At 51.2% G+C, this 12,069-nt stretch carries 11 protein-coding genes and 1 pseudogene; 2 read left to right on the top strand and 10 right to left on the bottom strand.

Annotation, left to right across the window (positions count from 1 at the left end):
• Window positions 1–252: 252 nt before the first annotated feature.
• The 7 genes and pseudogenes from ACLJRU_RS15985 to ACLJRU_RS15955 all read right to left on the bottom strand — a co-directional run bounded on the left by ACLJRU_RS15985 (window position 253) and on the right by ACLJRU_RS15955 (window position 5,924).
• A complete protein-coding gene (locus tag ACLJRU_RS15985) occupies window positions 253–738 on the bottom strand; it encodes a GNAT family N-acetyltransferase (protein ID WP_000533909.1) in 486 nt (161 codons plus the stop codon).
• Complete coding sequence (locus ACLJRU_RS15980; RefSeq protein WP_000965886.1) at window positions 726–1,013, bottom strand: DUF1778 domain-containing protein; 288 nt, start codon at window positions 1,011–1,013, stop codon at window positions 726–728. Before ACLJRU_RS15980 ends, ACLJRU_RS15985 begins: the two co-directional genes overlap by 13 nt.
• Before the next feature lie 177 nt (window positions 1,014–1,190).
• On the bottom strand, window positions 1,191–1,658 hold the full coding sequence (locus tag ACLJRU_RS15975) for a GNAT family N-acetyltransferase (protein ID WP_000702450.1): 468 nt from the start codon (window positions 1,656–1,658) through the stop codon (window positions 1,191–1,193).
• Window positions 1,659–1,829: 171 nt separating this feature from the next.
• A pseudogene (locus ACLJRU_RS15970) lies at window positions 1,830–2,231 on the bottom strand (transposase); the annotation flags it as partial.
• A 261-nt stretch (window positions 2,232–2,492) separates the two neighbouring features.
• Window positions 2,493–4,562 (bottom strand): glycine--tRNA ligase subunit beta, encoded by a 2,070-nt coding sequence (gene glyS, locus ACLJRU_RS15965; RefSeq protein ID WP_001291737.1) that lies wholly within the window; start codon window positions 4,560–4,562, stop codon window positions 2,493–2,495.
• Window positions 4,563–4,571: 9 nt separating this feature from the next.
• Complete coding sequence (gene glyQ / locus ACLJRU_RS15960) at window positions 4,572–5,483, bottom strand: glycine--tRNA ligase subunit alpha (protein ID WP_001168551.1); 912 nt, start codon at window positions 5,481–5,483, stop codon at window positions 4,572–4,574.
• A gap of 138 nt (window positions 5,484–5,621) precedes the next feature.
• Entirely contained in the window at window positions 5,622–5,924 is a 303-nt protein-coding gene (locus tag ACLJRU_RS15955; RefSeq protein WP_000605590.1) for a YsaB family lipoprotein, read from the bottom strand.
• Between the two features lie 165 nt (window positions 5,925–6,089).
• Here ACLJRU_RS15955 and ACLJRU_RS15950 point away from each other — a divergent pair, with 165 nt between their 5' ends.
• Window positions 6,090–7,085, top strand: a complete 996-nt coding sequence (locus ACLJRU_RS15950; protein ID WP_001541101.1) for an acyltransferase — start codon at window positions 6,090–6,092, stop codon at window positions 7,083–7,085.
• A 22-nt stretch (window positions 7,086–7,107) separates the two neighbouring features.
• On the opposite strand, the gene ACLJRU_RS15945 is transcribed toward ACLJRU_RS15950, so the two are convergent.
• The 3 genes from ACLJRU_RS15945 to xylA form a co-directional block, all read right to left on the bottom strand.
• Entirely contained in the window at window positions 7,108–7,461 is a 354-nt protein-coding gene (locus ACLJRU_RS15945) for a YiaA/YiaB family protein (RefSeq protein ID WP_000340932.1), read from the bottom strand.
• Between the two features lie 174 nt (window positions 7,462–7,635).
• Complete coding sequence (gene xylB, locus ACLJRU_RS15940) at window positions 7,636–9,090, bottom strand: xylulokinase (RefSeq protein ID WP_000275328.1); 1,455 nt, start codon at window positions 9,088–9,090, stop codon at window positions 7,636–7,638.
• A 99-nt stretch (window positions 9,091–9,189) separates the two neighbouring features.
• Complete coding sequence (xylA, locus tag ACLJRU_RS15935) at window positions 9,190–10,512, bottom strand: xylose isomerase (RefSeq protein WP_001149561.1); 1,323 nt, start codon at window positions 10,510–10,512, stop codon at window positions 9,190–9,192.
• A 362-nt stretch (window positions 10,513–10,874) separates the two neighbouring features.
• Between xylA and xylR the strand changes: the two genes are divergently transcribed.
• On the top strand, window positions 10,875–12,053 hold the full coding sequence (gene xylR, locus ACLJRU_RS15930) for a D-xylose utilization transcriptional activator XylR (protein ID WP_001541102.1): 1,179 nt from the start codon (window positions 10,875–10,877) through the stop codon (window positions 12,051–12,053).
• Window positions 12,054–12,069: the final 16 nt, after the last annotated feature.

The following is a 12,069-nucleotide window of genomic DNA, read 5'->3' as shown; positions in this document are numbered from 1 at the left end:
TGAAATACAAAACGCCCGATGATGTTCATCAGGCGTTTTACAGACAAAAAACTGTCAACCTATATCAGGACTAGTCACTGGCTATAACTAAATAACATTGTCCGCAATCGGATTATCCATTCCGTTGCTTTCTTGCATCACGCGGATTCCTGTCTCATCAATATTTTGTTCGTCGTATTCTTCCTGAATTTAACCTTAGACGTTCTATCAAATTATCGCTTATAGCGATTTGAACATAACAGTCTTTGCATTCTATTGAGGGAGCCTAAGGAACAATGTTCGCTGCTGAGTTTGTGATGATTTGAAACCATGGTGAATGTAGAAATTTTTGGCTTCTTCGGTAAGTGCATGAACCATGATTGCACGTACACCAATATTCTCGGCAACCCGATAGCAACGAAGCACTGCATCATGAAGTAAATCAGCACCAAGCCCTTTTCCATGGAATGAGAGATCGACAGCAAGACGGGCAAGTATAATGACAGGGATGGGATCTGGCATGTTACGCCGAAGGTTGCCTGTCGCTTCTGTATGGTTGACGCTACCGGTGGCCAGAGAGTAAAAACCGGCTACTTGCTTCGTGTCTTTCTTGCACACCACAAATGTTCTGGCCGCTCCGAGAGCCTGGTTTTTGAGGCCCTTTTGCTTCAACCAGTCATCGAGCACAGCTTCACCGCTGACGAACTCAGCGACCTGATGAAAAGCGGACAAAGGTTCTGGTGCTGTTACACGTCCCACTGAGGTTTCCTTGCCAGCAGTTTTTCGATAACGGGATCATCTGCGACCGGTGCATCAAGCAGATTGATGAACTCCTCATATTGCTCATCGTTAAAGTTAAATACACGGCGGTCAAGGATCACTTTCTCGGCTGCCTGGCAGGCCGTTTCCAGAATGAAATCTGTACGTGACTTGTGAAGGATTTCCGCAGCTGCATCAATGAGCGCCCGCTGCGATTCCTTAGCTCTAAGGTTAAGTTGAACATCTGATTTCATGAGACACCCTTTGTATAGCATTTGCTTTACAAGAATAGCACAACCACCATGTATAGCAAACGGTATACATCAAGTCGTCGTTTTTCATTTTTTGAATACTGATGTTCGCTTTGTGCCAGAAGCGGAAATTGCTCATTGTAGCGGTTTACTGAGTTCAACAAGGCAAAAGAACAATGCTGCCTTTCTGCAGGCTGACTATTATTTCGCCAAACATTTCCTCATCAGAGCATTTTGTAATGTCACTCCACGGCAAATAGGAAAGCCTCGCTCCACTATATGAAAGCCGTGTCGTAGAAAGAACACTTCCGCAGCCTTACTTACATTTGAAGTAAGTTCACTAATTCCACGCTGTCTGGCTTCCTCATGAATGCAATTCATCAGTAGTATCCCTACCCCCTGTCTTGAATAGGTTCCTGATACAAAGAAATGATCAATGTATCCATTTGGTTGAAAATCTGCATATCCAGCTATTTCACCATCCAGCTCTACAACAAAAGGTTGTAATTCCTTAATGTGATTGGCCCATCGCTCCAGGTCGATATCTGCTGGGGCCCAAGCATCAATTTGTTCACGTGTGTAGTAGTGTGATGCGATCGTATGTACAGATGAGAAAAAAACTCTGAATAACGATATTTCATCCCCATTACTGAACCTTCTGATTTTCATAAAACCTCATTGTGAGAGTTACTTGTAGAACAATACTAATTTTTGTGAAATAGGGCGTCCGTTCCTCGCTCATAGCAGACATTTACGTGAGCGTATCCACCAACGTTCAGGTTTCCTGATAGCATCCCTGTACAGACCTTGTTAATTTCTGCCTGGATAGCTCTTTAGGCGCTATTCAACCGGGCTGAGTCCGTTAAATTTAAGGCTAATTCGTCGGGTATTGTAGTATCGTATGTAATCCTCAATAGCTATCTTAAGTTCATCAATATCCTTAAATTTACTGGTGTAAAAACTTTCTGATTTTAAAGTCCCGAAAAAACATTCTGCACAGGCATTATCAAGGCAGTTGCCTTTGCGGGACATACTTTGGATGATGCCAAACTCTCGTAACTGATACTGGTACCATCAATGACGGTATTGCCAGCCCTGATCTGAATGAAGAACCGGATTGGTACCCGCATCAAGTCTGGCAAATGCCTTCATGAGTATGTCATCGATCATCGGCATGGTTGGACGTTCTGAAATACTGTAGGGGATAGCTTCGTTATTGAAGAGATCAATAATGGGTGCAATGCACTTTTGATTTATAGTCAGGTGGGGCTTTTCTCTCTCTGCCTTTTGGTGAATACCTGAGACAAACAGTCTCAAGCACCCGCAGCTATTCTAACGCCAATATCCGTACCGCCAGCGTTAATGTATTCCTGAAATAATTCTTGCCAATCAATAGAGATAACCGCGTCTATGAGTTACAGAATTATTAGCGAATCAACTAATACTATTTATGTTATAAAAAAACCTGCCCGAGAGCAGGTTTTTGTTTATTTAACTGAACGCTTATTGCAGTAACGAAATATCCGCAACCTGCAGGAACAGTTCGCGAAGTTTCGACAACAGCGTCAGGCGGTTGATACGGATATCTTTCTCTTTCGCGTTAACCATGACATTTTCGAAGAATTCATCCACCGGAGCGCGCAGAGCAGCCAGCTCAATCAACGCTTCCTGATAACGACCATCGGCAAAGTACGGCTGAAGCTTATCACGCAGCACAACCAGATGTCTGGCCAACTCAATTTCCGCCGCTTCTTTCAGTACGGAGGCGTGGACGATATCGTTCAGCGGCTCAGTGGCTTTCGCCAGGATGTTGGAGACGCGCTTGTTCGCCGCCGCCAGCGCAGAGGCTTCTTCCAGGGTGCGGAAATGAGACACCGCCTTCATGCGGGCATCAAAATCTGCCGGACGGGTCGGACGACGCGCCAGTACCGCCTGGATAGTGTCGACGGTGTAACCTTCATCCTGATACCAGGCGCGGAAGCGACCCAGCATAAAATCGATCACATCATCGACTACATTGGCATTGGTCAGCTTGTCGCCATACAGACGCACCGCTTCTTCGGTCAGCGTTTGCAGATCAAGAGCGAGGTTCTTCTCAACGATGATGCGCAGCACGCCCAGCGCGGCACGACGCAGCGCAAACGGGTCTTTGTCGCCTTTCGGATGCTGACCAATACCGAAGATACCCGCCAGAGTATCCATCTTATCGGCGATCGCCAGCGCGCAGGCCACCGGGTTAGACGGCAGGTCATCACCGGCAAAGCGTGGCTGATACTGTTCGTTCAGCGCCACGGCCACATCTTCCGCTTCACCATCATGGCGCGCGTAGTGCATCCCCATCACGCCCTGGGTGTCGGTGAACTCGAAGACCATGTTGGTCATCAGGTCGCACTTGGAGAGCAGGCCCGCACGAGTGGCGTGGTTGACGTCAGCGCCAATCTGACCGGCAATCCAGCCCGCCAGCGCCTGAATACGGTCGGTCTTGTCGCGCAGCGTGCCCAGCTGTTGCTGGAACAGCACGGTTTGTAGACGCGGCAGATGGTCTTCCAGACGTTTTTTACGGTCGGTATTGAAGAAGAATTCAGCATCTGCCAGACGCGGACGCACCACTTTCTCGTTACCGGAGATAATCTGGGTCGGATCTTTCGACTCGATGTTGGCGACGAAGATAAAGTTCGGCAGCAGCTTGCCCGCGTTGTCATAAACCGGGAAATACTTCTGGTCGCCCTTCATGGTGTACACCAGCGCTTCGGCAGGCACGGCGAGGAATTTCTCTTCGAATTTCGCCGTCAATACCACCGGCCATTCCACCAGCGAGGCCACTTCTTCCAGCAGGCTTTCGCTCAGGTCGGCATTACCGCCAATCTTGCGTGCCGCTTCTTCGGCGTCCGCTTTGATTTTGGCTTTACGCGCTTCGTAGTCGGCAATGACTTTACCGCGCTCCAGCAGAATTTGCGGGTACTGGTCAGCATTGTCGATAGTGAACTCCGGCTCACCCATAAAGCGGTGGCCGCGAATGACGCGGTCAGACTGAATACCCAGAATAGTCGCCGGAATGACCTTATCGCCCAACAGCAGGGTCACGGTGTGCACCGGACGCACGAAGTGTACGTCAGACGCGCCCCAGCGCATCAGTTTCGGGATCGGTAGTTTCGCCAGCGAGGTGGCTACCATGTTCGGCACCAGCGCTTCGGTACTTTCGCCCTTCACGTGGGCACGATACAGCAGCCATTCGCCTTTGTCGGTCTTCAGACGCTCGGCCTGATCAACGGTGATCCCGCAGCCGCGCGCCCAGCCTTCTGCCGCTTTGCTCGGTTTGCCTTCGGCGTCAAACGCCTGAGCAATCGCCGGACCACGTTTTTCGACTTCGCGATCGGGCTGAGATTCAGCAAGATTCGCCACTTTCAGCGCCAGACGGCGCGGGGCGGCAAACCATTCAACGTTACCGTGCGCGAGGCCGGCGTTATCCAGCTCCGCAGTGAAGTTCGCAGCAAAGGACTCAGCCAAACTGCGCAGTGCTTTTGGTGGCAGCTCTTCAGTGCCGATTTCCACCAGAAAAGTTTTCTCAGACATGGCCGCCTCTTACTTGTCTTTGTTGCACATCGGGAAGCCGAGGGCTTCACGGGAAGCATAATAAGCTTCTGCCACTGCTTTGGTCAGGGTGCGAATACGCAAAATGTAGCGCTGACGTTCGGTGACGGAGATAGCTTTACGCGCATCCAGCAGGTTGAAGCTATGGGCGGCTTTCAGAATACGCTCGTAGGCCGGCAGCGGCAGCGGGTTTTCCAGCGCCAGCAGCTGCTGGGCTTCTTTTTCATACTGCTCGAAGCAGGTGAATAAGAAATCCACATCGGCGTATTCAAAGTTATAGGTGGACTGCTCCACTTCGTTTTGATGGAACACGTCGCCGTAGGTGGTTTTACCCAGCGGGCCATCGCTCCAGACCAGGTCGTAAACGCTGTCCACGCCCTGGATATACATCGCCAGACGTTCCAGACCGTAGGTGATTTCACCGGTCACCGGCTTGCACTCCAGGCCGCCGACCTGCTGGAAGTAGGTGAACTGCGTCACTTCCATGCCATTCAGCCACACTTCCCAGCCGAGTCCCCAGGCGCCCAGAGTCGGGTTTTCCCAGTTATCTTCCACGAAACGGATGTCGTGAATGGTCGGGTCCATACCCAGCTCTTTCAGAGAACCGAGGTACAGCTCCTGAATGTTGTCCGGAGACGGCTTAATCACTACCTGGAACTGATAGTAGTGCTGTAAGCGGTTCGGGTTTTCGCCGTAGCGGCCATCGGTCGGACGACGAGAAGGCTGCACATAGGCAGTCGCCATCGGCTCTGGCCCCAGCGCGCGCAGGCAGGTCATTGGATGAGAAGTTCCCGCGCCGACTTCCATGTCCAATGGTTGAACAATGGTGCAGCCCTGGCGAGCCCAGTAATCCTGTAAGGTCAGGATCAAGCCCTGGAAGGTCCTGGTATCAAACTTTTGCATATTATTTCGTGCTGGATACGTGTGGATTTAAAGGAAGGAGCCAGTATACCCGCTGGATGCGAGATATACAGTATGAAACCGGTTTGTTTAGCGAAAATTGCCGGATTTCGCGGCATCACACCTCACCAGGCGCGGCTTTTACCGCATAGAAAGATGTAAAAACTGCCCATCTGCATCAAAAGAGCAGACAAAACTCTCTTTACGGAAGGTATTACCCCGCATCTCATAGCTCCCCTGAAACTGTTCGAAACCGGTAACAGCAATTTTCTGTGCGCCAGTATTGTAACGCTGCGCCGCCTGAGCTTTACACAATGCTTCCATATCCAGCGTGCGTGTTGGGCTCACTTTACTCTGCTGGGCTTTTTGCGTCGGTGGCGGTGTCGCTGTGCATCCCACCAGAGCGATGGCTATCATCACAGAACAGAAATACTTCATTATCATTTTTATTACCGTCTGGTTTGCTGGTCAGTCTTATTATTAAGGTTTGTGGGTAGCAGACACATTGTGCGAATCTCCTTACGCCATCACAAGATGTAGCGTAGAAAGTCGGATTTTTCCAGTGAGCCACCGCGCTGGAACTCTATTGAAACGGAAGCTGAGGAACTGATGCAGCCTAAAATTAACTGGATTGATAACCTGCGAGGGATCGCCTGTTTAATGGTAGTGATGATCCATACTACAACGTGGTACATCACCAACGCCCACAGCGTCAGCCCGCTAAACTGGGATATTGCGAATGTCCTGAATTCGGCTTCGCGCGTTAGCGTTCCCCTGTTTTTTATGATTTCAGGCTATCTTTTTTTTGGCGAGCGCTGCGCGCAACCGCGGCATTTTTTACGTATCGCCCTGTGCCTTATCTTTTACAGCGTTGTCGCCCTAGCTTACATTTCACTTTTTACTTCGATCAACGTCGAGCTTTCGCTAAAAAATGTGCTGCAAAAACCCGTGTTTTACCACCTGTGGTTTTTCTTTGCGATTGCGGTGATCTACCTGGTATCGCCATTAATCCAGGTAAAAAACGTGAGCGGCAAAATGCTCCTGATGCTGATGGTGATCATTGGTATTATTGCTAACCCAAATACTGTGCCGCAAAAAATCGGCGGCGTTGAATGGTTGCCCATCAATCTGTATATCAGCGGCGACACGTTCTACTACATTCTCTACGGTATCCTGGGCCGCTCCATTGGAATGATGGAGACGCAAAAGCCATCGCTGACGCTTATCTGCGCTGCCCTGTTCATCATCGCGGTATTTGTTATTTCTCGCGGCACATTGCATGAATTACGCTGGCGCGGAAATTTTGCCGACACCTGGTATCTGTATTGCGGTCCCATGGTGTTTATTTGCGCCGTCTCACTGTTCACGGTAGTTAAAAATAAGCTGAATGCGCGGACATTACCTGGACTGGGGCTTATCTCCCGCCACTCGCTGGGTATTTATGGTTTCCACGCGCTGATTATCCATGCGCTACGTACTAATGGTCTGGAGTTAAAACGTTGGCCGCCGTTAGACATCGCGTGGGTTTTTGCCGCGACGGTGACAGGAAGCCTACTACTTTCCATGCTGTTACAGCGTATTGATAAACGGAAATGGGTTAGCTAAACGACAATGATGGCTCCGGCCATCATTCATCATCACTGTAGGAAGCGTAAAGATCGGTTCCATATATACTGACCCCCAGCGCCACCAGACACAGTATTTTCAGCGCGCCCGCCAGCGCCAGGTTAAATACGCCGACCGCGACCATGCCGATGCCAAGCAACAGCAAAGATTTGCAACGAGAAAGCAAACGGTCATTCCCCGTGTGTTCCTGGCGAATTAAGACTGGAAAACCACACATGACGATTGCCGCAAAAAAATATCCCTTTTCGCTTAATGTATGACAGCCTGGCCACAGTCCCACCAGGTATACCACTGCACCGACAACTAACATTCCCAGGCCGAATATCCGTTTCCTGCGCGCAACGTGATCGTCCATCTCACTCTCCTTGTGGTTGTGTGAGACACATTAAGCGAAGAAATAGCGATGAAAAAGGCGCCTGCTCAGCAATAATATAAAAATCAGAAAACACACATACTTACTTCGATATAATTCAATAGAATTAATATTTACGGGAAATGCCTTTCAGCCAAAACTGAAAGGCATTCTGACTTATGACATCAACGGCAACAGCTGCTGATAAAGTCGACGGAAGGTTTCACGACGTTGTTGATAAACCGCATGACGCTGCGCATCAGGATAATGCGCCTGCTCCAGCGGCAACTGCGGCAATACATCGGCGAGCGGGGTCTGTTTATTCACCGCAATTTGCGCCAGACGCGCCGCGCCCAGCGCTGGCCCTACATCGCCGCCAGTACGATAATCAAGCTGTAGCCCGCTAATATCAGATAGCATCTGACGCCAATATTCGCTGCGCGCCCCGCCGCCGATAAGCGTCACGCTGGCGGGTTTGACGCCGCAGGCGTGAACCACATCCATACCGTCCGCCAGAGCATATCCCACGCCCTCCAGTACCGCCCGCGCCAGTTCCGCCGGGCCATGCTGATGGGTTAAACCAAAGAAAACGCCTTTTGCCTGCGGATTATTGTGCGGCGTGCGCTCGCCGGACAGGTACGGCAAAAACCAGATCGAATCGGCATGCTCATCCGCCTGCTGTGCGGCGGCAATCAGCGCCGGGACGTTCTCCTGCCCGGTGAGTTTAGCCGCCCAGTCCAGACAAGAGGCGGCGCTCAACATCACAGACATTAAATGCCAGCGTTCCGGCAGCGCATGGCAAAAACTGTGTACTGCGCTCTCCGGTTTACTCAGAAAGCCGTCGCTGACGGCAAAATAGACGCCCGATGTTCCGAGCGAGAGCATCGCCTGTCCGGCATCGATCATTCCTACGCCGACCGCGCCTGCCGCATTGTCGCCGCCGCCCGCCACCACGGGTACTGTTGGCATTCCCCATGCGCTGGCTACCTCCGGCAGCAACGTTCCGGTAATGTCACTACCTTCAAATAACGCTGGCATCTGCTGTCGGGTTAAATGACAGGCGTTGAGCATAACGTCGCTCCAGTCGCGCTTTTTCACGTCCAGCCACATCGTTCCCGCCGCATCCGACATATCGCTGGCAAAGACGCCTGTCATTCGCAGCCGCAGAAAATCTTTCGGCAGCAGAACCTTGTCTATCTGGTAGAAAATATCCGGTTCGTGGCGCTGCACCCAGACTAATTTGGGCGCGGTAAAACCGGGCATCATCAGATTACCGGTTATCGCACGCGACTGCGGCACCTGTTTTTCCAGCCAGGCGCACTCTTCGCTACAGCGTCCGTCATTCCATAAAATCGCTGGTCGCAGAACCTGCTGACGGCTATCAAGCAATGTCGCGCCATGCATTTGTCCGGCGATGCCCAACGCCCGGACGCCGCTTAACGACTGTTGCCGACCTAAACCTTTAACCGCACGATCCGTCGCCTGCCACCACTGCTCTGGTTCCTGTTCCGACCATAAGGGATGCGGACGCGATACGGTCAGTTTTTCAGTATGCGTAGCCAGCACATCGCCCTGCTCATTCAACAGGATAGCTTTTACACCCGATGTACCAAGATCGATCCCGATATACATAGTGTGGGTTCCTTTACTGAAAGCGCCCGGCAGCGCTACGCTTACCGGGCTAATCACGACTACAGGCCGGGCTAACGCGGAGTCGCCCGGTAGATAGGGTTATTTATCAAACAGATAACGGTTAACCAGATTTTCTAACAGCTCCTGATGACCGCTTTGATGTACTGGCGCCAGATTATGCTGCTCCGCATACTGCGCCAGTTCGCCTAAGGAGAGTTGTCCTTTCAGAATCTGCTGCCCCAGCTCGCCATTCCAGCCGGCATAGCGCTTCGCCACGCGTTTATCCAGCTCGCCGTCTTCAACCATTCGCGCGGCGATTTTCAGCGACAACGCCATCGTATCCATCGCGCCGATGTGACCGTAGAACAGATCGTATTTATCGGTGCTCTGGCGACGAACTTTGGCGTCGAAGTTGAGACCGCCCGTCGTGAATCCGCCCGCTTTCAGGATTTCGTACATCACCAGCGCGTTCTCTTCAACGCTAATCGGGAACTGATCGGTATCCCAGCCCAGTTGCGCATCGCCGCGGTTGGCGTCAACGGAGCCAAAAATACCCAGCGCGATAGCGGTCGCGATTTCATGGTGGAACGAATGGCCCGCCAGCGTCGCGTGGTTCGCCTCAATGTTCACTTTGATCTCTTTTTCCAGGCCAAACTGTTTGAGGAAGCCATAGACCGTTGCAACGTCATAATCATACTGATGTTTTGTCGGTTCCTGCGGTTTCGGTTCAATCAGCAGCGTGCCCTGGAAACCCATTTTATGTTTGTGCTCGACCACCATTTGCATAAAGCGGCCAATCTGTTCGCGCTCCTGGCGCAGATCGGTATTCAGCAACGTTTCATAACCTTCGCGCCCGCCCCACAGGACGTAATTTTCGCCGCCCAGTTTATGCGTGGCGTTCATTGCCGTAACCACTTGCGTCGCTGCCCAGCTAAAGACTTCCGGATCCGGGTTAGTGGCGGCGCCTGCGCCATAGCGCGGGTTGGTAAAGCAGTTCGCCGTTCCCCACAGCAGTTTTACGCCGCTCTGCTCCTGTTTCGCCGCCAGCACATCCACCATCTGCGCGAAGTTGTTTTTATATTCTTTCAACGACGCGCCTTCCGGCGACACATCCACGTCATGGAAGCAATAAAAAGGCACATTCAGTTTGTGGAAAAATTCAAACGCCACGTCCGCTTTGCGTTTCGCCAGCTCCAGCGCTTCGCCCGGTTGCTGCCACGGACGATTAAACGCGCCTACACCAAACATATCCGCGCCGTTCCAGCAGAAGGTATGCCAGTAACAGGCCGCGAAACGCAGGTGATCTTCCATACGTTTACCTAAAACCAGCTCGTCGGGATTGTAATGACGAAATGCCAGCGGGTTAGTCGATTGAGGGCCTTCATAGCGAACACGATCGAGTTGGTCAAAATAAGCCTGCATAGTGAGCTCCATAATCAGATAAGACGGCAAGTAAACGACATAACGTCATACTGGAATTTCCTGATTTATTGCTCAATTACGTTATTTCACACCGCTATTAAGAGAATCCCCAAATGTGCTCTGGCTCTCAAAAAAACGCTGGAAACCACAGAAGAAAAAAGCGATCGCGATCGAATCCTGGCAAATAAACAAAAAACCGTAATATATAGATAAGAAATGACAATTGTCATCCGCCGTTTGCTGTGATGAATTTCGCATAACGTTTCAGGCGCAAAATAATTTGTCATCATTCGCCAGACCGTTATGTCAGCCGTTTTGATAGTATCCATGAGTCCAGGTTCACTTTTGCAGGATATATCCTCATGTTTGATAAACGTCACCGTATCACTCTGTTATTTAACGCGAATAAAGCCTATGACCGTCAGGTAGTGGAGGGGGTGGGTGAATATTTACAAGCCTCGCAATCCGAATGGGATATATTTATTGAGGAAGATTTCCGTGCCCGTATCGATAACATTAAAGAGTGGTTAGGCGACGGCGTTATTGCCGATTACGATGATGACGATATCGCGCAATTATTGGCCGATGTCGACGTACCCATTGTCGGGGTCGGCGGTTCTTACCATCTTGCTGAAAATTATCCCGCCGTTCATTACATCGCCACCGATAATCATGCGCTCGTTGAAAGCGCTTTCCTGCATTTAAAAGAAAAAGGCGTTAACCGCTTCGCGTTTTACGGTTTGCCCGACTCCAGCCGCAAACATTGGGCGGCGGAACGGGAATACGCCTTTCGCCAGCTGGTCGCCGAGGAAAAATACCGCGGCGTAGTCTATCAGGGACTGGAAACCGCGCCGGAAAACTGGCAGCACGCGCAAAATCGCCTCGCCGACTGGCTTCAGACGCTGCCGCCGCAAACCGGCATCATTGCCGTAACGGATGCCCGCGCCCGTCACGTATTGCAGGCCTGTGAACACCTGCATATTCCGGTGCCGGAAAAACTTTGCGTTATCGGTATTGATAACGAAGAGTTAACCCGTTACCTGTCGCGCGTCGCGCTTTCCTCCGTCGCGCAGGGGGCGCGGCAAATGGGTTATCAGGCGGCGAAACTGCTGCACCGTTTGCTGGCGCGCGAAGAGATGCCGTTACAGCGCATTCTGGTGCCTCCGGTGCGCGTCATTGCGCGCCGCTCGACAGACTATCGCTCCCTGACCGATCCGGCGGTTATCCAGGCGATGCACTTTATTCGTAACCATGCCTGTAAGGGCATTAAAGTCGAGCAAGTGCTGGACGCGGTTGGGATTTCACGTTCAAACCTGGAAAAACGTTTTAAGGAAGAAGTTGGCGAGACGATACATGCGCTGATCCACGCCGAAAAGCTGGACAAAGCGCGTAGTTTGTTGATTTCCACCACGTTGGCGATAAACGAAATTTCGCAAATGTGCGGCTACCCGTCACTGCAATATTTCTATTCGGTGTTTAAAAAGGAGTACGTCGCTACGCCTAAGGAGTATCGCGACCAGCATAGTGAAGCGTTGTTGTAGTTTATCCAGCCTACAG

The organism is Salmonella sp. SAL00653 (assembly GCF_046552515.1).
Taxonomy (GTDB): domain Bacteria; phylum Pseudomonadota; class Gammaproteobacteria; order Enterobacterales; family Enterobacteriaceae; genus Salmonella; species Salmonella enterica.
This window is presented reverse-complemented; position numbering and strand designations above follow the sequence as displayed.